Below are 20,640 nucleotides of genomic sequence, written 5' to 3' on the forward strand. Positions count from 1 at the left end.
GGATAACGGTTATAGACAGAGCAGACCCGATTAAATGGTCTGTTCGATATTCCAAACAAAAGCACGGAGTCCGAGTTGCTCGGTCTCCTTGTCCATCCGGTGGAGCGCTTCGAGCAACGGAGCCACCTTAGCCTCATCTATGATAGTGATGATGGCGGAACACATACTGGGCCAGGCATGGCTGCCATAGTGCGGTTCCCCCGTCTTACTGCCACGCCCCTGTACTTGCTGCCAATAGCTGAAGCCGCGGCAGTTGTGGCGGTCAAGCAATGCCATGATACGTTCAAAGAACGCTTGGTCGAATGTTATAAATACTGATTTCACGCTATATAATGTTTAGTGATTAATGTTTAATGATTAACGGATAATGATTAATCATTGTTTACGTGGTTTCGTCATCTTCTCCTTATGCAACTGGTAATAATCATTCAGCTCACGGTCTTTCTTAATCTTCTTACGCGTGCGGCGGATACCAACACCTGCAAACGAGCAATAGAGTACGGGGACAAGAATCAATGTCAGAATGGTAGATACCGTCAGACCGCCAATTACGGCAACACCCAACGGACGCCACATCTCGGCACCTTCACCCTGCCCTACAGCCATCGGCACCATACCGAGGATAGTGGTCAGTGTAGTCATTAATACCGGACGCAAACGGCTGCGGCCTGCCGTGACTACAGAGTGAAGCACCGCTTGACCACGTTCGCGGCAAAGCGTGATGTAGTCGATGAGTACGATACCGTTCTTCACCACAATACCAATCAACATGATTCCACCCAAAAGCGACATCACATTCAAATTGGTTCCCGTAAAGAATAATGCCATCAACACACCGCTGAATGCAAATGGAATGGAAAACATGATGATGAACGGATAGCTCAAAGACTCAAACTGAGCTGCCATCACAATGAATACGAGAATAACAATCAATACAGCCAGCGTTCCCAAGTCGGAGAATGAATCCTGTTGGTCCTCATACGAACCCGAAATCTGGATAGAAGCACCACTTGGTAAGTCCATCTTATCAATTATAGCATTACCATCGGCCACCACATCGCCCAAAGGTGCTCCCGAAATAACCGCAGATACAGTAACAATACGCTCACGGTCTTTACGTTCGATGGTAGGAGGAGCAGAACGCTCGACTACTTTGCCGAGGTCTTTCACGCGGATACCCTCACCGGAAGGCGTATAAATAAGGATGTTCTCCAAATCTTCAATCTTTGTACGGAATTCGGGAGCGTAACGCACACGGATGTCGTACTCGTCACCATCTTCGCGATAATAAGATGCCAAAGCACCATTTACACGATTACGCAGATAGTTGGAGGCAGTAGAAAGATTCAAGCCATGCAATGCCAGCTTCTCACGGTCAAAGTCCACCTGATATTCGGGCTGATAATCCTGACGGCTGATGTTCACTTCACTCACACCTTTCACCTGCAACAATTTCTCTTTCAGTTCGGCTGACACTTTGTCCGTAGCGGTGAAGTCGTAACCATAAACCTCAAAGTCGGCACTTGCCTGGGCGCTCATGCCGCCTGTGCTACCGCCCAGAATAACCTGCGCCTTGTCCAATTCGGGATACCCCTTCAAGTCCTCACGCATTTCGTCGCAAACGGTTTCCAGTGTCACGTCACGGTCTCCCGGACTCACCAGACTGATATTGAAACTAATGATATGACTACCGTTGTCCTGCATGGAAGCAAACGTATTGTCAGAGTCCGCCTGCCCCACAGTGTAGTTGCAAACTTTCATCATATCTCCGTAGCGCGTCATCCACTTGTTTGTCAGTTCCGAAGCCAACGCTTCCGCACGCTCCACACGGGCCCCGATGGGCAACTGAAGGTTGATACCGATGCGGCTATTGTCTGCTGCCGGGAAGAACTCGGTACCGATATACTTGGCACAGAACAGACTTGCCACAAAGAATGCGGCACAGCCTGCCATAACCGTCAGACGATGGCGCACAGCCCAGTTCAACCGGTTCTGATACCACACGTCAAGACCATCCAGCGCACGCTGAATCGGCGTATAGAGCGTAACGAACATCTTACTCTGCTTTTTCTGCAAACGCAGAAGCTGCGCACACATCATCGGGGTGAATGACAAGGCTGAAACTGTGGAAACCGTCATAATCACACACATCATCCATCCCAACTGACGGAATAACACACCGGACATACCACTTACCATCGTCAATGGGAAGAATACCGCAATCATAGTCAGCGTAGATGCAATTACGGAGATGGCCACCTCATTCGTGGCATGTATCGCTGCCTGCTTCGGTTCGGAACCCCGTTCAATATGGGTCGTTACATTCTCGAGTACCACAATGGCGTCGTCCACCACGTTACCAATAGCAATAGAGAGACAAGAGAGCGAGATGATATTCAGTGAACCGCCGTCGATGATACCCAGATAGATGAACGAGGCAACCAGTGACATCGGTATGGTGATACAGATGATGACCGTGGCACGCCAACGCCCCAAAAAAACGAACACCACCAAGATAACGAACAGCATAGCGTACATAATGGTTTCCTCCAAGCTGTCTATCGTATTCAAGATGTTATCGGAAGTATTGACAATGATCCCCAGCTTCACATCGCTCGGCAGTGACTTCTGCAACTGTGGCAACATATCAATTACCTTCTGCGAAATGGCTACAGAATTGGCACCCGATTGTTTCTGCACCACAATCATAGCGCCCTGCACACCGTTGCTATACGTCTTCTGTGCACGTTCCTCCACAGAGTCCACAACTTTTGCCACATCGCGCAGATAGACGGAAGCACCGTTGTGCGTACCTACCACGATGTTCTCCATCTCTTTGGGATCCTTGAACTCACCTTCCACACGCAGCGAATAGGTATTGCTACCTACATCAAACGTACCGCCCGGCGTATTCCGGTTTTCGGCACTGATAATAGAGCTGATAGTTTCTACAGAAAGGTTGTAGGCATCCAGTTTATTGGGGTCGCAATATACATTGACCTCACGCTTGGGGGCACCCGAAATGGACACCGTACCGACACCGGGCACACGCGCCAAGGGATTCGCCACGTTGTCATCCAATATTTTGTAAAGAGCCGGCTGGCTCTCCTCCGCCTGCACGGAGAGCAGCAGGATAGGAATCATGTCCGTACTGAACTTGAAGATGATGGGAGTTTCGACCTCATCGGGCAGCATGGAGCTCACCATGTCCAGTTTATCACGCACGTCGTTCGTCAGCACGTCTATGTCATACCCATACTCAAACTCCAGCGTAATCACGGAAATATTCTCCGACGAACGGGAAGTGATATGCTTCAAGTTGCTGACCGAATTCAGCACGTTTTCCAACGGACGGGTCACGTTATTCTCGATGTCCGAGGCACTGGCACCCTGATAGGTCGTCATCACCATAATGGTGTTGGTCTCGATGTCCGGATAAAGGTCTACCGGCAATTTCGACAGAGAGAACAGACCAAATATAGCCACTGCCAGGAAGCAGAGCGAGGTCATAATCGGTTTCTTAACCGCTCCTTCGTATAAACTCATAAGATTAATTCTTTAATTTGCCAATGTGCTAATATGCTAATTGGCTGCGCAATGTAGCTACATCGGCACATTAGCATATTATCACATTACCATATTATTTTTCTACTTCGACTTCCACACCATCGGCTAATTTAGACTGTCCGGCAATAACAACTTGAGAGTTGTTGTCTACACCGGAAATCAACTCATACTCCGTATCCATACGACGGCCAAGCTCCACCTTATTATAAGACACCTTGCCGTCCTTGTAGACATAGACATAGCGGTCGCCCGAACCGGCACGCTTCACAATGGCCAGGTCGGGAACAACCACGTGGTCCTGTGTCCCGAAGTTCAGCGTGGCGCGGGCAAACATTCCCGGACGTACGCGCTGGTCACGGTTGACAAGCTGTATCTCTACCGGGAAAGTACGGGTAGCCGGGTCGATGGTAGGATAAACAAGGCTGATTTTGCCTTCGAACTCCTCGTCACCATAGACATCCACTTTCACGGATACGGGAGCGCCCTTCTTCACTTTGGTAAAGTAGCCTTCGGATACGTTGATGTATAGTTTTACCGGAGTGATTTGCTCCACTACCAGTACCGGTTCTCCACCGCTATACATATCTCCGTTATCGTAATTGCGTGCCGTCACCACCCCGTTAATGGGACTGAGCAACGAGGTGTTCTCCAAGAGATTCTTATAGGAAGTCTCACGGATGTCGAGATTCATCTTGGCGGCATCCCACTCCGATTTGGAGGCACCGCCTACCTTATACAACTCGTCAATACGCTTGAACTCTATCTGCTGGTTGTCCAGCTGATATTTTATCTGCTTCAGATTGGCAGCATCCATGCTGACCAGCTTCTGGCCTTTCGACACGCGGTCGCCCACCTCCACAAAGATGCGGTCTATACGCACCGGAGAAGAGGGAGCAATATTGTTTTTTACTTCGGCTTCCACCGTAGCGGTGTATTCCTGAATCTGTTCCACGGGACGGGACGACACCTCGGCCAGTTTCACCCTCGGCTTTTCGTCCACCTTCTCAGCAGCAGCTTTATCACTACCTCCGCTACATGCCCCCAGCATGGCAGCAACCAGCAGGGCCATCCATTGAAAACCTTTTTTCATATCGTTGTTCTTATTTCTATTCTTCATTCTTAGTTCTTCATTCTTCGTTCTCTGCAATATAATCCTTTCCCAGCACTTGGTCAAGGTCAGCCTTCGCTACCAGATAATCATAGATGGACTGATTGTAAGTCAGTTCAGCCTCCGTAAGCTGCACTTGCGATGTGTTCAGCTCCAACACCGTACCTTTGCCTACCTCATAGCGTTTACCGGCAATCTGCACAGCTTTCTGTGCCTGCATCACATTCTCGCGGTTGCTGACAACCTGCTCAGAACTGGCAGCCATGTTGTTCTGATAGCTGGTAATCTGCATGTTCAGCTTTCGCTCTGTGTCCAGACGGTTCTGCTCCAACTGACGTATCTGAATACGGTTGGACTTGAGCTTGGTGAAATTGCTTGCCTTATACAAAGGAATACTCAGCGTAAACATCAGTGCGGAACTTCCGCTCCAATTATAATCGAGGATGTTCCAATCCTCGTTGTAGAGTGACTGGTACTGGTAAGAATAGTTCATACCCAAAGTAGGCATGAAGTTGGCACGGAGTGACTTGATGTTCTGATTGAGCATCTTCCGGTTCAAGTCCAACTGCTTCATCGTCGTATTATTGTTCAGATTGGCAGCGGGCTGATTCAGTTCATTGGCAAACAGCTCCGTCTCATAGTTGCCGAGATTGTCGGCAATCTCTATATCCACATCGGCCGTTACCCCCATCAGTACCTTCAACTGCAACTTGGACAACGTCACGGCATTACCCGCTGAAATCACATTCGGCTTAATGCTGCGCATCTGCACCTCGGCACTGATTTTATCGAACTCGCTGACGGTACCCTGCTGATACTTGGCATTGACAATGTTGTAGTTGTCTTCTGCCAGCTTATAGCTCTTCTGCAACACATCGTAGGAGTCTTGCGTCAGCATCAGCTGATAGTAACCCTTAGTTACCTGGTTCACCAAGTCCAGCTTAGAAGCCCGTGACTTTTCCACAGCCAGTTCAATGTCTGTCTTCGTCATCGACATGGCCTTATATACGCTAGGGGCGAATATGGGCAAACTGATATTCAGCACCCCGCTTACCGTATTCGAATTGTCCATACCCATCTTGAACGACTGTCCACCAAGATTCATCTGTGCCGCACTGATGGTATGATTCCACGTACCGTCAATGCTTGCCTGCGGAAGCAAGTTCTGCCAGGTCTCCTTGTGAGTCACTTTCTTCAAAGCAATATCTTCCTCCGCCACCTTTATGGTAGGATTGTCGCTTAAAGCAATCTCCAAGGCACGGTCAAGGGTCAGGGTCAGGGTATCCTTTGCCTCTTGTGCGCGCACATAGCCGCCGGCATACAGCACAGCAACTGCCAACAGTAGTGCTCTGCCTACCCAAAATCTCTGCATCTTCATAAATCAAAAATAGATTATTTATTAAAACTACTCCTTCGTTTCATCCGGCTTTACCTGATTCTTGCGATATTCGCAGATAAAGTCCTCCAGAACACGGGCACCCTTCTCCGTAGAGATACCGCGCAAGAAAGTGAACATGATAGATTCGTACACTTCAAGGAAAGAATACTCATTGCAGATGTCCGAATTCATCAGCAAATCGAGCTGGTCGCGCACGAGCAGATTGATAATGGCGAAATTCACATCATCACGAAAAATGCCTTGCTTCACGCCCTCTTTGAAGAAGTTCACTGTATCTTCCGAGCTCCGGTTCCGGTTGTTCTTCATCAGCTGATAAGCCTTGGGATATTTCTTGATATCCTCAAAAAACTTCTTGTTCGTGGCATGAAAACGCTCTATGCTCCACTGATAACATCTCAACAAAACTTCCAATACGTTACCGGAAGTCTCTATTACTCCTTTCACAAAAATATCACCATCCTTCTGGGACTTCAGGATACATTCTTCCAACAAGGTTTCCTTGTCCGGAAAAACTTCGTAGAGAGTGCGCTTAGAGATACCCAAAGATGCGGCAATCTCATCCATCGTGATACTTTTTATTCCATTTGTTGTAAATAATTCTACGGCGGCCAGAATGATACGTTCCCTCAGTTCCACCCGTGATGTTGAATGCTTCGTGTGTTCGCCCATTTTTCTTCCCTTTCTAAACTAAAACTATTTTTATTCATTATCGGAATAAAACGGGACAAATATAGAAAGAAAACTCAATTCGCCAATTAAGTTTCCTTTCTTATTGTTAACAGATTAATAATTATTATGTTTCTGGCAGATTTATTGGGAAGTTCCTAATAATCAAACTTTGTCCGGTTGAGGAAAGCGACTGTCTTATGGATTTCCTTATACATCACGATGTCTTCCTTCACAAAGGGGACTTCCTTGCGATATTCGTGCAGGAAACGCTCCAGAACGGGAGAAGTCTTTGCCGGACGGCGGAAGTCGATGCCCTGAGCGGCATTCATCAGTTCGATGGCAAGGATATGCTCCAGATTGTCCATAATGCGATAAAGCTTAGTAGCTGCATTGGCACCCATGCTGACATGGTCTTCCTGCCCGTTGGAGGAAACGATGGAGTCGCTGCTGGCGGCATAGCAGTACATCTTATTCTGGCTTACCATAGACGCGGCAGCATATTGCGGAATCATGAAACCAGAGTTCAGACCGGGATTGGCCACAAGGAATTCCGGAAGTCCACGCAGCCCCATGATAAGCTGGGCGATACGCCGCTCGGATATATTGCCCAGCTCTGCCAGGGCAATGCCGAGAAAGTCGTAGGAAATGGCAAGCGGCTGGCCGTGGAAGTTACCGCCCGAGATGATACGGTCCTCATCGGGGAAGATGGTGGGATTGTCCGTCACAGAATTGATTTCCGTCAGCAGGACGGAAGCCACGTAACGGATGGCGTCTTTCGTGGCCCCATGCACCTGAGGGATGCAACGGAACGAATAAGGGTCTTGTACATGCTGCTTGGGACGGGCTATCAGCTCGCTGCCTTCCAATAGTTTACGGAAGTTGGCACCCGTTTCTATCTGGCCCTTGTGTGGACGAATCTGCTGGATACAGTCCATAAACGGATCTATACGCCCGTCGAAAGCTTCCAGGGAGAGGGCGGCAATCAAGTCGGCTTTCTTGGAGAGACGGAAGGCTTTGAGAAGAGCAAAGACACCGTTGGCACTCATAAACTGGGTGCCGTTGAGTAATGCCAATCCCTCTTTACTCATCAGCTTCACCGGTTCCCAACCGAACTCGTCGAGCACACTGATAGCCTCGCGCTTCTTTCCTTTATAATAGACATCGCCCACACCGATAAGCGGCAGGAAGAGGTTGGCCAGAGGAGCCAGGTCGCCGGAGGCGCCCAGTGAGCCACGGTCATAAACGATAGGCATCACGTCGTTATTGAAGAAATCGAGGATGCGCTGCACGGTGATGACCTGCACACCGCTATGCCCCAAAGAGAGGGCATGCGCCTTGAGCAACATCATCAGTTTGATGATGACCGGGCGTATCTCCTCGCCCACACTGCAAGCATGGCTCTTGATGAGATTTTCCTGCAAGGTGCCCAGCTCGTCCGACGAAATGCTCTTACTGCACAACGAGCCGAAACCGGTGGTAATGCCATACAAGGGTTCTTCCGACTCCGCAATCTTCTTGTCCAGATAATCGCGGCACTTCTGTATCCGCAGCTTGGCTTCCGGAGCCAGCTCCAGTTTCAGATTTTCATTGATGATACGTTCGATGAGATCGAAGGTCAACTCACCGGAACCTACATAATAGACATTGTTCATACTTTCAGCTCTTGATTGATTTCGTCCAACAATTCCTTTTCTTTCGCACAAGCCAAGTGTTCCAATTCGTCGGCTTCACTTTGGAGCTTGGACACAAACTCCTTGTCCTTCAGCGAACCCAGGTTGATGCGTACATTCATCAGTGCGCCCAGCACAGCCGAACGGGCAGACATCATGGCCACACAAGCATCCGTAACGGCATTGCGGTTGCCCAGGCGAGCTACATCCATGATAACCGTCATCAGCTCATACGCATTGCGTGCCACCTGCATGGGAACAAGGGCGGCAAACTTGGTAGCCTCCTGGATGGCAGTACTGCGCGCCGCCTTTTCCTCATCCGTAGCTTTCGACATCTTGAAGCAGGCAAACACCTTGTCGTAGGCTTCAGAGTCGCGGTCTATATCTTCTACAAAAGCCCCCTTTTGCTGCAAGGCAACTCCGGAGATATGGCGCATCAGCTCTTCGTGAAGTTCATAACCTTTCTTACCGATGGTGAGGTTAGCAACCATAGCGGCAAGAGCAGAAGCAATAGCACCGTTCAAAGCGGCAATACTACCGCCACCGGGGACGGGATCGCTACCCGCCACTTTATTCAAAAATTCCTTTACTGTCAAATCAACTAACATGATATTAAATATTAAAGATTAAGGATTAAGAGGGGATATCAGCACTTCTTAAAGTACAGGATAAAGCACTCCCCCCTTTATGGTGGTATTGACACAATTCATACCTACATAATAAGGTAAAAAGTGATAATTATCCGTATTGAGCACTACGAAGTCTCCTTTCTTGCCCACCTCGATACTACCAATGCTGTCCGCACGGTTCAGAGCGGCCGCACCGTTCAAGGTCAGAGCAGTGATGGCCTCTTCAATACTCATTTTCATATAAATGCACGCCAAGGCAAATGTCAGGGGGATGGAACCGGAGAAACAACTGCCCGGATTGAGGTCGGTGGCAAGGGCCACGGCACAACCAGCATCAATCATTTCGCGCCCACGAGCATAGGGTTCCTTCAAAGCAAAGGCTGTCAGCGGAAGAAGGGTCGCCACAACTCCCTTGTCGGCCATGGCGCGGATGTCCGCATCCGAAGCATGCAGCAGATGGTCGGCAGAGACGGCAGAAAGTTCAGCAGCCAGTCCGGCACCCCCTAATGGTACAATCTCGTCGGCATGGAGTTTCAAAGCAAGTCCCATTTCCTTGGCTGCCAGCAAAAGGCGACGGGACTGCTCGATGGAGAAAACGCCCTGCTCACAGAAGACATCGCAGAACTCTGCCAAATTATTATGAACCACTACGGGCATCACTTCGCGGATAATGTAGTCCACGTACTCGTCCGTCTGTCCGTTGTATTCTGCAGGCACAGCATGTGCACCGAGAAAAGTGGAGACAACGTCTACACGCTTGTGCTCGTCATTATTAAGGCTACGCATCACCCGAAGCTGCAGGAGCTCGGTTTCCTTGTCCAGACCGTAGCCGCTCTTTCCCTCTACGGTAGTCACTCCCATAGCACTCATCTGCTTCAGAAAGCCCTCCGCCTTGCTGCGCAGCTGGATGAAATTACATGCACGGGTAGCTTTCACCGTACTCACGATGCCTCCTCCACGTTCCATGATGGACATGTAACTCTCTCCCTTCAAACGCCAGGAGAACTCCTCGGCACGCTCGCCACCAAACACAAAATGTGTGTGTGAGTCCACAAAGCCGGGTAGCAGACACTTGCCGCGGGCATTGTAATGCCAGTAGTGCTGATAATAGCCGTCACGCTCCTCTCCACGGTTAGGTCCGACGTAGGTGATGATGCCATCGGTCACTTCCACCGTAGCATTGTCGATGATGCTCAGTTGCTCCATCTCCTTGCCGCAACGGGCAGAAAAGCCGAGGGGGGTCACTACACGGGTATTGAATATAATAAGGTTTTCTGTCATAAAGCCTCTCTCCTAACCCCTCCCCCGTAGGGAGGGGAATTAAGTTAGTACTATTTAATTCGGTTACATTCGTGCTTCTAAGACTTGCTCCATGGAGAAGTTCTCCAATCCCAGATAGTAGGACGCTGTATCTATCAAGGCCTCCATCGGCACCAGACCGATAATCTCACTGCCCACAATGCTGACGCCGTAGCGGCGGGCTTCCACACGCACCAGCTCGAAGGCACGGTAGAGGGCGGTGCGGGTATAGTCCGTCATGTTGATGGATACCTGCGTGATGCCGCGGTCCTTCAACTCCACTCCCATTGCCTTGCAATAACGCAGTCCTCCGCCGATGAAACGGATTTTCTTAGCGATGTCATGGGCTATCTCCAGACTGGGGGTATTGAGGTTGATGTTATAAGCCACCAAAGGCATGCGGGCACCGATAGCCACTGTGCCTGCGGTGGGATGACGTTCGGCCGGTCCGAAGTCGGGATGCCATTCCGGTTGCTTTATCTTCTCGGCCATACCTTCGAACTCCCCTTTACGGACAGCAGCCAAATTCTCCCGATGAGGGGCAGAAGCAGACTTTTCATATAAGAAGACGGGAAGATTGTAACGTTTTGCAACCTCCTTGCCCACTTCTTTGGAGAGGGCAACGGCTTCTTCCATCGTCACATTCCGGATGGGGATAAAAGGTACTACATCTACAGCACCCATACGAGGATGCTGTCCCTGATGGTGATTGAGGTCTATCAGCTCTACCGCCACGCCGATAGCTTCGAGCACAGCATCACGAAGCGGTTCCGGCTCGCCCACTACGGTCACCACAAGGCGGTTGTGGTCTTCATCGTTACTGTAATCCAACAGTTTCACACCTTGTTTGCCCCGAAAAGGAGCTACTATCTTATCTATCTTCTGCAAATCGCGCCCTTCGCTGAAATTGGGGACGCATTCCATAATCTTATTCATAATGCTCTTTAAAAAAAATATATATACTCTGATTTTTCAGACGCAGATGACGCGGATTCTTTTTATCGGAATACAGAGACGTCGGGATTCTTTTGAAAGAAAAAATCCGCGTTATCCGCGTCTAAAAAATGAAATCATCACTTTACTTACTCCTTCACCACTTTCTGCACCAACTTCTCATCAGCCACATACGGCATCGTGATATGATAGCCGTCTGCATGCGTGCGGTTAAACTCCTCACTCGTCTCCATGGCATGAGGGTTACGCGCCCACGAACGGCGTGCCACACCACCCATCACATCCCACAACATAGCGGAACGCAGGATTTCGTCTACCCGCTCACTGCCGTCACACACCATGCCGAAACCGCCGTTGATGGCTTTTCCGATACCTACGCCGCCGCCATTGTGCAGGGCAACCAGGCTCATGCCGCGCGCGCAGTTTCCGGCAAAACACTGCACTGCCATATCTGCCATGACATTGCTGCCGTCCTTGATATTGGACGTTTCACGGAACGGAGAGTCCGTACCGCTGACATCGTGATGGTCGCGTCCCAACATGATGGGGCCGACTTCTCCGTTGCGTACCATCTCATTGAAGCGCAAGGCTATATTCATGCGTCCCACGGCATCCTGATAAAGGATACGCGCCTGCGTGCCGACTACCAGATTGTTCTTCTCCGCATCGCGAATCCAATTGTAGTTATCCAAATCCTGCCCGCGACGTGTGGGGTCGATACATTCCATCGCCGCACGGTCGGTCTTCACCAAGTCTTCATGTTTTCCACTGAGGCACACCCAGCGGAACGGACCATAACCATAATCAAACAGTTCCGGTCCCATTATGTCTTCCACATAGCTGGGAAAGATGAAGCCGTTCTTATCATCTCCGTCCCGAGCAATTTCGCTCACGCCGGCATCGTAGACGGCTTTCATGAAGGAGTTACCATAATCGAAGAAGTACGTGCCGTGTTCCACCAGCCTTTTTATAGCCTTGAAATGACGCTCCAAGGAAGCATCCACCAGACACCGGAACTTCGACGGATTCTCGTGCAGCATATGGGTACGCTGCTCAAACGTCAGTCCGACGGGACAGTAACCGCCCTCATAGGTGGCATGGCAGGAAGTCTGGTCGGAAAGTAAATCTATGTGCAACTGCTTCTGCACCGCATATTCCAGCAAATCGACGACATTGCCGTGATAGGCCACAGAAACCGGGCGACACTCGTCCATAGCTTGTCGAGCCAGCGAGAAGGCTTCTTCCAGAGAATCTGTAACGTGTCCCACCCAGCCCTGGGTATGGCGGGTTTCGATGCGGGAAGCATCCACCTCGGCAATGATTGCCGCCGCCCCTGCCATCTCGGCAGCTTTGGGCTGCGCACCGCTCATGCCTCCCAGACCGGAAGAAACAAACAAGCGTCCGCGCAAATCGCCGTCCTGCGGAATGCCCAGTTTCAGACGGCCTGCATTCAGCAACGTGTTGAACGTGCCGTGCACGATGCCCTGCGGACCGATGTACATCCAGCCGCCGGCAGTCATCTGCCCGTAGTTGGCAACGCCCATCTGCATAGCGGTGTGCCAGTCCTTCTGATTATCATAGAGCCCCACCATCAACGCATTGGTAATGATGACACGGGGCGCCTCGGGCTTGGACTTGAAAAGCCCCAACGGATGCCCGCTTTCGATGACCAGTGTCTGTTCGCGTGTCAACACTTCGAGGTACTGCTTGATGAGCCGGTATTGCATCCAGTTCTGACAGACCTGTCCCGTCTCACCATAGGTAACTAATTCATACGGATAAAGGGCGATGTCGAAACAAAGATTATTGTCAATCATCACCTGGAATGCCTTGCCTTCAATACAGTTCCCCTTGTATTCGTCGATGGGTTTCGCTTTGAGGTCGCCCTGCGGGCGGTAGCGGTAGCCGTAGATACGTCCGCGTGTACGCAGCTCTTCCATGAACTCCGGAGCAAGGGTTTCGTGCAGCTCTTTGGGGATGTAACGCAAAGCGTTCTTCAATGCCGTAGCCGTCTGCGCAGGGGTAAGGGTGTAGCCACGGTCGGGTGCCCGCCGGATACCCTCGACAAAGGAAGGATAGGCAGGCAATGTTTTACTTAAGGTTATCTCCATGACATATAAAGATTAAGGATTTACAAAGTGTCAGCCCACAAAGGTTATATTTGCCGCAATATAGAAATAAATCCCGACATTCACAATGGAATGCCGGGATTATTTATCTTTTAGTCAGAAACCGACAAAGAGGAATTCTATTTTAAAGCCATTTTATTGATTTTCATTATCTGATAGACACCTTCATAATCGGCGGCAAATCCGTCATCGGCTTTGCCCATATCGACTACTTCCAACTCTACGTATACCGGTTTTCCGTTTTTAATTCCTTTCGTCATATCATCATATTTCTGCATGAGTTCTCCGGTCTCATCCACAATCTAATAATCGGCAGAATCTCCTTCGGCTTTGAAGGAACGCACCTCATGGCCGATGACCAGCTCGCCTTTTACCGACAAAAGTTTCTTGGCAGGGGTAAGCACCGCGGCAGGTATTGTTTCTTGATTCAGTGCTTCATTGTTCCTGGCATATTTCAAGAGCAACTCTCCTCTTTTGAGAATCAGGCTGTCCTGCGTCAGTTTTTCTATTGTCAGCGTATCCGTGAAGGAAATATTCTGGTGATTGCCGATGCTGGTACCTGAAAGCAACAACCGGTTTCCTACTTTTTTCCATGCCTCATATTTCAAGGTGGCCATGTTAATGGAAGAAGCGCTTCCGTCCCCATCAAGAACGAAACCTTGCTGCATGCCGGGCATTCCCGGAACCGGCTCCACCCAGGAGCCTTCAATGGAGGCGTTGTTGCAAGCAGTTAAAGCAACCATGCCAAGAACAGCAGTTAAATCTCTCAATCTTTTCATGTCTCTTTTCTTTCTAAAACTATATTTCTAAACAAAGGAACTCTTGTATTTCCTCTATGTTCCTGCAAAATAATGTTTTTACGGGAGCTTCCATATATTGAAGAGTCTTTTCACAAAACAAATTGTGAATATTTATTTGGAAATTATTCAAGCTAGCATTACCTTTGTACCGAAATTCAAAAAACGATATGAACCAGTCTTTAACTACAACATACAATACGCGCAATGCTGCATGGGGCAACAAGACCTTATGCGGCCATTTCATAGTGCACGTACATTGGTTCAGCGGATTCATTTAACTACCCTGCAATTTACATTTTACTATTTTGCACTTCCCTTACAGAGAAAAGGAGGGAGAAATGCCGTGTATGGGGTTTCCATTCGGAAAAACCGGACTAACCTATGTATTCACCAAAAAGAAGAAGAAAACTTATGTTTACAATTATATCTATCATGTTTATAGGAATCGGTATCGGATACCTGATGCGTAACGTACAAATGTTGCAAAAAGTGGAGAAAAGCGCCTCGCTCACCATCTTACTGCTGCTCTTTGTACTCGGTGTATCCATCGGCTCCAACCGTCTGATTGTTGACAATCTGGGAAGATTCGGGTGGCAGGCTGCCGTACTGGCCTCACTGAGCATTACAGGCAGCATGTTGGCCTCACTGATGGTGTTTCACCTATTTTTCAAGAAAGGAGAGAAGAGATGAAGGGAAGTTTGACGGTTGTTGCATTTTTCTGTGCCGGCTGCCTGATGGGAGTAGCCAATGATTTTCAGTTCGACCTGCACGACTTATCCATGTATGTGCTCTATGCATTGATGTTCCAGGTGGGCATCGGCATCGGGAGCAACAAGAAACTGAAGGAGCTGGTCAAGAGCCTGCGGCCCAAAATGCTTTTGGTGCCGATGGCCACCATTGTGGGAACGCTGTTGTTCTCTGCCTTCGCCAGTCTGCTGTTGAGCCAATGGAGTGTGTTCGACTGCATGGCGGTGGGTAGCGGATTTGCTTATTATTCGCTTTCCTCCATTCTGATTACGCAATTCAAGGAACCTTCCATAGGCCTGCAACTCGCCACGGAGCTGGGCACCATCGCCCTGCTTGCCAATATCTTCCGTGAAATGATGGCTTTGCTGGGTGCACCGCTCATCCGGAAATATTTCGGCAAATTGGCACCTATATCGGCGGCAGGGGTCAATTCGATGGATGTACTTCTACCCTCCATCACCCAATATTCCGGAAAGGACGTGATTCCTATCGCTATATTCCACGGAATATTAATTGATATGAGTGTACCGGTATTCGTATCCTTCTTCTGCAATCTGTAAACAGCGGGCCGAAAAAGGGGATAAGGCCTCATTGTATTCATACTGTAACAACGTGAACAACAACGACTTCTCACTGCAAAGTGAGTGCATGCTTTTTGCAGTGCCACTGCATACCGTTTGCAGCGTCACTGCATACCTATTTGCAGTGATACTGCAACTGCTTTGCAGCGCGACTGCAACGGGTTTGCAGTGACGCTGCAAAAGGTGTGCAGTGACTTTGCAGCCGGTCACCAAGCTACCGCATACTCGTAGCGGTCGAACTTAGGCTTGGTGCTTATGCCTACTGCCTTGAATACCCGGGCTATCCGTTGCTGTTCTTCGGGAGAGATAGGGCGCTCGCCCTTGCGGCAATGATAGTAATAGCGTTCACAAGAGAAGCATCCCATCACGCGATGGCGCACGGTGAAAAGCAGCTTGGTGGGTACTTCGTCGAAAAGGTGCGTCATACCGCGGGCATAGTGCAGCTGCTCGCTGGAGCGGTAACGGGCACAAGTGGAGGACCCGGACAAGCTGCCGACATAAAAAGGATTCACCGCACGAACGGACTGTGGCTGGGGGGCTTCACTCTCGGACAACAGTTGTGCCGCTATCGCCCGCAAACAGGAAGAGGCTTTGGGGCACTTCCCGTTACCCGCAAAGCAGTATTCGTACCCATCGGGCACGTCTTGCAATAATATCATCTTATTAATGATTAATGGTTAGTGATTAATGGACGGAGTGCACGCAGATACTTGCCGATGACCTCTGCCGACTCGCTTGTTTCTTTCTCGAATTCGGCGTGCAGTGTCGGGTATCCGGCAAGCAATTGCATCATTCGCTCACGCCCCACGAACTCGGACTTTCCGGTTTCGGGATTCAGTTCGTAATAGACGCGGGCATGCACCAGTCCCGAAGCATTGATGGCATCTCCCACTTCACCGCCCAATCGTGTGGCATCATCGGGAGTCATGGTACTGGTGGCTGCTTGTCCCACGGGCTGTGCACAGAAGTAAACCTTTCCACCGAGCCACATGGCAGGTGCATACCACTGCCCGAAGCGATAACGCTTATAGCGCATCTTACGGCAATTGACATAAAGCGAGGTATCTACCCGTACAGCATAACAACGGGACTTCAAATAACGGCAAAGACCGGGATTGTCGTCTACCGTAATACGATAATCGGCACCGCCCATGAGGTAAATCTGGTTCTTTGTACGCTTCTCAATCTTCAGTGTGGTAACCGTATCGCCACGGTTCTCCACCAACTCTTTCAGATTGGAATACATTACCTGTTGCGCCCCCACCGGCAAAACCGCCAGCAACATCAGAACGCCTAACAACCAACTCTTCTTCATATCCCAACCTCCTCTTTTCTGAAACTTTGTTTTAGTGAGCGAAAGGTACATTTTTTATCGGAAGTAGACAAAAAATCGCGGAAAAAACAATTGGAAATGTATATCTTTGCCTTAAACTTAACATGTATGGAGCAAATAAATACGATAGATAAAATCAGCGCCGTCTACCGCAACACGGCAGAAGAGGCAAGACAAGAACTGAATAAAGTACAACAGAAGATTTACCGCATCGGCAGCCTGCGCCTGCTGCTATTTGTGGCAGGAGTAGTAGGAATTATCTATTTCTGGAGCGAGAGCTGGGGTATACTGGCCTGCATTGCCCTCATCACCCTACTGCCGTTCCTATTTTTAATGAAATACCACAACCGGCTGTTCCATCGCAAGGACTATCTGGAAAAGAAGATGGAAATCAACGAGCAGGAACTCGCCGCTCTGGATTACGATACGTCTTCTTTCGATGACGGCGAAGCATACATAGACCCCACCCATCTCTACACCTATGATTTGGATGTTTTCGGTCCGCATTCCCTTTTCCAGTACATCAACCGTACCTGCACACAGCCCGGGAAACACCGCCTCGCCCACTGGCTGGGGAAACATCTCGAGAGAAAGGAAGAAATCATCCGCCGACAAGAAGCCGTCAGTGAACTGGCTCCGGAACTGAAATTCCGTCAGCGCTTCCGTATCCTCGGCCTGCTGTACAAAGGAAAAGCCGCCGATGAAACAGAACTGTGCCAATGGGCGGAAAGTCCGAGCATCTTCCGGAGCCGGAAATTACTGCGCCTCCTGCCGGTACTGGTGACGGGAGCCAACCTCATCTGCCTCGCACTCGTCATGGCAGGAATTCTGTCCGCAAGTATCTACGGCATCATCTGGACCTGCTTCGTCATCGCCGGCTTCGGCTTCACTGGCAAAGTCACCAAGATGCAGGCTATCTATGGCAAAAAACTGCAAATCCTCTCCACCTACGCCGCCCTGCTCCACCTCATGGAAAAGCAGCCTGCACAAGCCACCCTGCTCAAAGAGATAAAACAACAGATTGACGGAGAAAAACGGAAAGCCTCCCACTCCATCAGCAGGCTGAACAAGCTCATGGATGAACTCGACCAACGCAACAATGTCTTTATGTACGTCATTCTGAACGGCCTCTTCTTCTGGGAACTGCGTCAAATCATGCGCATTGAAGCCTGGAAAGAGCAATATGCCGCTGAACTGCCCGGGTGGCTCGATGCCATCGGACAAATGGATGCGCTCAACTCACTGGCAACATTTGCCTATAATCATCCGGACTATATTTACCCAAAGATAGTTCAAGCGGAAAGAAAGGGGAAAGGAAACCTAAATAAAGAAGAAGAAAGCAATTCTGAAACGGAAGCACCCATCAATGCCCCTTCCTCCTTCCGTCTCCGTGCCGAAGCCCTGGGCCATCCGCTGATGAACCGTGACCGCTGTGTCCGCAATGACATCGACATGGTGAAACGACCGTTTTTCATCATCGTCACCGGCGCCAACATGGCAGGGAAAAGCACCTATCTGCGTACGGTGGGCATCAATTACCTCCTTGCCTGCATCGGCGCCCCCGTCTGTGCCCGCCAAATGGAAATATGCCCGGCCCGGCTCATCACTAGCCTGCGTACCTCGGATTCACTGAACGACAACGAGTCCTACTTCTTTGCCGAACTCAAACGTCTGAAACTCATCATAGACAAGCTGCAGGCTGGTGAGGAGCTTTTCATCATCCTCGACGAAATTCTGAAAGGTACCAACTCCATGGACAAGCAGAAAGGCTCCTTTTCCCTTATCAAGCAATTCATGACTTTGCAGGCCAATGGCATCATTGCCACCCACGACCTGCTGCTGGGAACACTCATCGACCTCTTCCCCGATGACATCCGCAACTATCGCTTCGAAGCAGACATTACAGACAATGAACTGACCTTCTCCTACCGCTTACGCCCAGGTATCGCCCAGAATATGAACGCCTGCTTCCTGATGAAAAAAATGGGGATTGCCGTTGCCGACTAATCCCCACCACAGTTAAAGTCAAGTCTAACTCTTTGACTGATTATGCTGTTTTACATTTCTCCAGGAAAGTAGACACTGCAACCGCATCGCTACCCGTATAGTAGCGTACGGAAGTTACCGGAGTATACGTGTAAGGCACAAACTGATACAACTGTACAGCCGCAAATTTATTGTCCTGCGAAATCATGACATCCATGCGCACATTTCCACTGCCGCTACTTTTTATTTCAGTCTCGCCATTCAGCTGTTCATTCTCAATCATATCTGTAAGTTTGCCCAAATATTTCAAATCGAAGAAAACACTGCGTTCCTTGGTCACACTGCCCGTCGGCAAATAGACCACTTCCTTCGATTTCCAAAACAGACGGAACACGCCAAGCAAGACGAATGCCGTACCCAGCACCATCAAAGCCATGCTGAGAGTGGAAGATTTATCACTCATCTCAAAAATGGATGCAAAAATAAAAACACCGACCAGCAGCATAGCTACTGAAAAGATAAGTCCTGAAACACTGGTACGCTTTACAATATCGGGATGTGAAGACGCAAAAAGAGTTGCGTCAATAGTTTGAGTTGCCATAATTATAATATGTTTTAATGAATTTATTAGAAATAGAAAATACAGTATTCCCCTGCAAAAACACATAGTCTGACCATACACAAGGGAAAAAGGAAGATTCAATAAAACACTAAATGAGAATACGCCTTAGTGTGAAAATGTAATATTCGCACACCGGCTGGCAACGATAATAGGCAGTGGCATCATAGAGTTTCTCACGATGCAGAGACAAAACAGCCGCTCGCTGGGCCAGTTTGTCAATCCAGTCCTTTAAAGAAAATATATATTCCGTGGTAGAAATGCGCTGTATACGGGAGTACGTCAGCGAATGTAATTGTCCACCCATGCCCGCCAGCTCTGCATCCGGCAGATAAGGCAATTGAGGCATCGCAATATAGGCATCAGTCTGCTCATGTACGGCAATAGTATTCTCACTCACAACATTCCCACCACTCGCCGCTTTATTGGCAAATGTATCGCTTACAGTCTGCCATAAAGCCAATGCAAGCACCATGAATCCTATGAATCTTAAGAATTTAGCCATATCTATGTGCAAATATAACAGTTTCTTTCAGGAATTTGTTTAATGCACACATCTTTTAATGTTTCTTGGATGATTTATAGGAAATAAAAAGCCGCTCCAAACAAATTGGAACGGCTTCTATATATAAAAAGAATAGTTGAATTATTCAGCTTTAGCTTCCTCAGCAGCAGGAGCTTCTGCAACTGGTGCAGCAGTTTCTGCAGCAGGAGTAGCTTCAGTAGCAGCAGCTTTCTTTGAACGGCGGGTACGAGTAGCCTTCTTGGCAACCTTTTCCTTAGCCATGTTTTCGTTGTAGTCAACGAGTTCAATGAAGCACATTTCAGCATTGTCACCCAAACGGTTACCAGTCTTGATAATACGAGTGTAACCACCCGGACGATCAGCAATCTTCACAGAGATTTCTTTAAACAATTCAGTTACAGCATACTTGTCTTGCAAATTGCTAAATACAACACGACGGGAATTAGTCGTATCGTCTTTAGCCTTTGTAATCAAAGGCTCAACAAACTTCTTCAAAGCTTTAGCCTTTGCAACGGTCGTAGTGATTCTTTTGTGCTTAATCAAAGAACACGCCATATTAGCCAACATAGCGTTTCTATGAGAGGCAGTACGACCCAAATGGTTGAATTTCTTATTATGTCTCAT

The 20,640-nt window shown here is 49.0% G+C and carries 20 protein-coding genes; 3 read left to right on the forward strand and 17 right to left on the reverse strand.

Annotation, left to right across the window (positions count from 1 at the left end):
• Nucleotides 1-30: 30 nt before the first annotated feature.
• From DWY55_RS11830 to DWY55_RS11880, 12 genes are all read right to left on the reverse strand, one after another.
• Nucleotides 31-324, reverse strand: a complete 294-nt coding sequence (locus DWY55_RS11830; RefSeq protein WP_005825638.1) for a PG0541 family transporter-associated protein — start codon at nucleotides 322-324, stop codon at nucleotides 31-33.
• Between the two features lie 51 nt (nucleotides 325-375).
• Nucleotides 376-3,546: an efflux RND transporter permease subunit gene (locus tag DWY55_RS11835; RefSeq protein WP_120178094.1), complete on the reverse strand. Its 3,171-nt coding sequence runs from the start codon at nucleotides 3,544-3,546 to the stop codon at nucleotides 376-378.
• A 94-nt stretch (nucleotides 3,547-3,640) separates the two neighbouring features.
• Nucleotides 3,641-4,657, reverse strand: coding sequence for an efflux RND transporter periplasmic adaptor subunit (locus tag DWY55_RS11840; RefSeq protein WP_120178095.1), 1,017 nt, complete (start codon nucleotides 4,655-4,657; stop codon nucleotides 3,641-3,643).
• 37 nt (nucleotides 4,658-4,694) lie between these two features.
• Complete coding sequence (locus tag DWY55_RS11845) at nucleotides 4,695-6,053, reverse strand: TolC family protein (protein ID WP_118233165.1); 1,359 nt, start codon at nucleotides 6,051-6,053, stop codon at nucleotides 4,695-4,697.
• Between the two features lie 27 nt (nucleotides 6,054-6,080).
• Entirely contained in the window at nucleotides 6,081-6,743 is a 663-nt protein-coding gene (locus tag DWY55_RS11850; RefSeq protein WP_008661836.1) for a TetR/AcrR family transcriptional regulator, read from the reverse strand.
• A gap of 155 nt (nucleotides 6,744-6,898) precedes the next feature.
• Nucleotides 6,899-8,395: a histidine ammonia-lyase gene (gene hutH / locus DWY55_RS11855; protein ID WP_005825651.1), complete on the reverse strand. Its 1,497-nt coding sequence runs from the start codon at nucleotides 8,393-8,395 to the stop codon at nucleotides 6,899-6,901.
• Entirely contained in the window at nucleotides 8,392-9,021 is a 630-nt protein-coding gene (locus DWY55_RS11860) for a cyclodeaminase/cyclohydrolase family protein (RefSeq protein ID WP_035450369.1), read from the reverse strand. The genes hutH and DWY55_RS11860 overlap by 4 nt, the downstream gene beginning before the upstream one ends.
• Nucleotides 9,022-9,069: 48 nt before the next feature.
• On the reverse strand, nucleotides 9,070-10,323 hold the full coding sequence (gene hutI / locus DWY55_RS11865) for an imidazolonepropionase (RefSeq protein ID WP_057256341.1): 1,254 nt from the start codon (nucleotides 10,321-10,323) through the stop codon (nucleotides 9,070-9,072).
• A gap of 63 nt (nucleotides 10,324-10,386) precedes the next feature.
• Nucleotides 10,387-11,277, reverse strand: coding sequence for a glutamate formimidoyltransferase (ftcD, locus tag DWY55_RS11870; protein WP_035450371.1), 891 nt, complete (start codon nucleotides 11,275-11,277; stop codon nucleotides 10,387-10,389).
• Nucleotides 11,278-11,423: 146 nt separating this feature from the next.
• On the reverse strand, nucleotides 11,424-13,406 hold the full coding sequence (locus tag DWY55_RS11875; RefSeq protein WP_035450372.1) for a urocanate hydratase: 1,983 nt from the start codon (nucleotides 13,404-13,406) through the stop codon (nucleotides 11,424-11,426).
• Between the two features lie 137 nt (nucleotides 13,407-13,543).
• Nucleotides 13,544-13,684: a hypothetical protein gene (locus DWY55_RS22620; RefSeq protein ID WP_229094625.1), complete on the reverse strand. Its 141-nt coding sequence runs from the start codon at nucleotides 13,682-13,684 to the stop codon at nucleotides 13,544-13,546.
• Nucleotides 13,685-13,726: 42 nt separating this feature from the next.
• Nucleotides 13,727-14,203 carry a lipocalin family protein gene (locus DWY55_RS11880; RefSeq protein ID WP_008661846.1) on the reverse strand — a complete coding sequence of 159 codons (477 nt, stop codon included), beginning with the start codon at nucleotides 14,201-14,203 and terminating at the stop codon, nucleotides 13,727-13,729.
• Nucleotides 14,204-14,635: 432 nt separating this feature from the next.
• Between DWY55_RS11880 and DWY55_RS11890 the strand changes: the two genes are divergently transcribed.
• Both DWY55_RS11890 and DWY55_RS11895 read left to right on the forward strand, forming a co-directional pair.
• Nucleotides 14,636-14,914: a LysO family transporter gene (locus DWY55_RS11890; protein WP_005825664.1), complete on the forward strand. Its 279-nt coding sequence runs from the start codon at nucleotides 14,636-14,638 to the stop codon at nucleotides 14,912-14,914.
• Entirely contained in the window at nucleotides 14,911-15,531 is a 621-nt protein-coding gene (locus DWY55_RS11895; protein ID WP_005825665.1) for a lysine exporter LysO family protein, read from the forward strand. Before DWY55_RS11890 ends, DWY55_RS11895 begins: the two co-directional genes overlap by 4 nt.
• A 227-nt stretch (nucleotides 15,532-15,758) precedes the next feature.
• Here DWY55_RS11895 and DWY55_RS11900 read toward each other — a convergent pair whose 3' ends face one another.
• Nucleotides 15,759-16,211 carry a DUF6078 family protein gene (locus DWY55_RS11900; protein ID WP_022400671.1) on the reverse strand — a complete coding sequence of 151 codons (453 nt, stop codon included), beginning with the start codon at nucleotides 16,209-16,211 and terminating at the stop codon, nucleotides 15,759-15,761.
• Nucleotides 16,212-16,222: 11 nt separating this feature from the next.
• Entirely contained in the window at nucleotides 16,223-16,867 is a 645-nt protein-coding gene (locus DWY55_RS11905) for a DUF6563 family protein (RefSeq protein WP_034532588.1), read from the reverse strand.
• A 126-nt stretch (nucleotides 16,868-16,993) separates the two neighbouring features.
• On the opposite strand from DWY55_RS11905, the gene DWY55_RS11910 reads away from it, so the two are divergent.
• Nucleotides 16,994-18,892: a MutS family DNA mismatch repair protein gene (locus DWY55_RS11910; RefSeq protein ID WP_117588578.1), complete on the forward strand. Its 1,899-nt coding sequence runs from the start codon at nucleotides 16,994-16,996 to the stop codon at nucleotides 18,890-18,892.
• Nucleotides 18,893-18,932: 40 nt separating this feature from the next.
• On the opposite strand, the gene DWY55_RS11915 is transcribed toward DWY55_RS11910, so the two are convergent.
• The 3 genes from DWY55_RS11915 to rplQ all read right to left on the reverse strand — a co-directional run bounded on the left by DWY55_RS11915 (nucleotide 18,933) and on the right by rplQ (nucleotide 20,640).
• On the reverse strand, nucleotides 18,933-19,472 hold the full coding sequence (locus DWY55_RS11915; protein ID WP_005833536.1) for a hypothetical protein: 540 nt from the start codon (nucleotides 19,470-19,472) through the stop codon (nucleotides 18,933-18,935).
• 109 nt (nucleotides 19,473-19,581) lie between these two features.
• A complete protein-coding gene (locus DWY55_RS11920; RefSeq protein ID WP_005825677.1) occupies nucleotides 19,582-19,995 on the reverse strand; it encodes a hypothetical protein in 414 nt (137 codons plus the stop codon).
• 141 nt (nucleotides 19,996-20,136) lie between these two features.
• Nucleotides 20,137-20,640, reverse strand: coding sequence for a 50S ribosomal protein L17 (gene rplQ, locus DWY55_RS11925; protein ID WP_005825680.1), 504 nt, complete (start codon nucleotides 20,638-20,640; stop codon nucleotides 20,137-20,139).

The organism is Bacteroides sp. AF25-38AC (assembly GCF_003602995.1).
GTDB lineage: Bacteria > Bacteroidota > Bacteroidia > Bacteroidales > Bacteroidaceae > Bacteroides > Bacteroides uniformis.

What these genes read in the sequence shown, in the direction of transcription:
- DWY55_RS11835 (WP_120178094.1), bottom strand. Translation starts at nt 3,546, where the DNA reads ATGAGTTTATACGAAGGAGCGGTTAAGAAACCGATTATGACCTCGCTC.
- DWY55_RS11840 (WP_120178095.1), bottom strand. Translation starts at nt 4,657, where the DNA reads ATGAAAAAAGGTTTTCAATGGATGGCCCTGCTGGTTGCTGCCATGCTG.
- DWY55_RS11845 (WP_118233165.1), bottom strand. Translation starts at nt 6,053, where the DNA reads ATGAAGATGCAGAGATTTTGGGTAGGCAGAGCACTACTGTTGGCAGTT.
- DWY55_RS11850 (WP_008661836.1), bottom strand. Translation starts at nt 6,743, where the DNA reads ATGGGCGAACACACGAAGCATTCAACATCACGGGTGGAACTGAGGGAA.
- hutH (WP_005825651.1), bottom strand. Translation starts at nt 8,395, where the DNA reads ATGAACAATGTCTATTATGTAGGTTCCGGTGAGTTGACCTTCGATCTC.
- DWY55_RS11860 (WP_035450369.1), bottom strand. Translation starts at nt 9,021, where the DNA reads ATGTTAGTTGATTTGACAGTAAAGGAATTTTTGAATAAAGTGGCGGGT.
- hutI (WP_057256341.1), bottom strand. Translation starts at nt 10,323, where the DNA reads ATGACAGAAAACCTTATTATATTCAATACCCGTGTAGTGACCCCCCTC.
- ftcD (WP_035450371.1), bottom strand. Translation starts at nt 11,277, where the DNA reads ATGAATAAGATTATGGAATGCGTCCCCAATTTCAGCGAAGGGCGCGAT.
- DWY55_RS11875 (WP_035450372.1), bottom strand. Translation starts at nt 13,406, where the DNA reads ATGGAGATAACCTTAAGTAAAACATTGCCTGCCTATCCTTCCTTTGTC.
- DWY55_RS22620 (WP_229094625.1), bottom strand. Translation starts at nt 13,684, where the DNA reads ATGACGAAAGGAATTAAAAACGGAAAACCGGTATACGTAGAGTTGGAA.
- DWY55_RS11880 (WP_008661846.1), bottom strand. Translation starts at nt 14,203, where the DNA reads ATGAAAAGATTGAGAGATTTAACTGCTGTTCTTGGCATGGTTGCTTTA.
- DWY55_RS11890 (WP_005825664.1), top strand. Translation starts at nt 14,636, where the DNA reads ATGTTTACAATTATATCTATCATGTTTATAGGAATCGGTATCGGATAC.
- DWY55_RS11895 (WP_005825665.1), top strand. Translation starts at nt 14,911, where the DNA reads ATGAAGGGAAGTTTGACGGTTGTTGCATTTTTCTGTGCCGGCTGCCTG.
- DWY55_RS11900 (WP_022400671.1), bottom strand. Translation starts at nt 16,211, where the DNA reads ATGATATTATTGCAAGACGTGCCCGATGGGTACGAATACTGCTTTGCG.
- DWY55_RS11905 (WP_034532588.1), bottom strand. Translation starts at nt 16,867, where the DNA reads ATGAAGAAGAGTTGGTTGTTAGGCGTTCTGATGTTGCTGGCGGTTTTG.
- DWY55_RS11910 (WP_117588578.1), top strand. Translation starts at nt 16,994, where the DNA reads ATGGAGCAAATAAATACGATAGATAAAATCAGCGCCGTCTACCGCAAC.
- DWY55_RS11915 (WP_005833536.1), bottom strand. Translation starts at nt 19,472, where the DNA reads ATGGCAACTCAAACTATTGACGCAACTCTTTTTGCGTCTTCACATCCC.
- DWY55_RS11920 (WP_005825677.1), bottom strand. Translation starts at nt 19,995, where the DNA reads ATGGCTAAATTCTTAAGATTCATAGGATTCATGGTGCTTGCATTGGCT.
- rplQ (WP_005825680.1), bottom strand. Translation starts at nt 20,640, where the DNA reads ATGAGACATAATAAGAAATTCAACCATTTGGGTCGTACTGCCTCTCAT.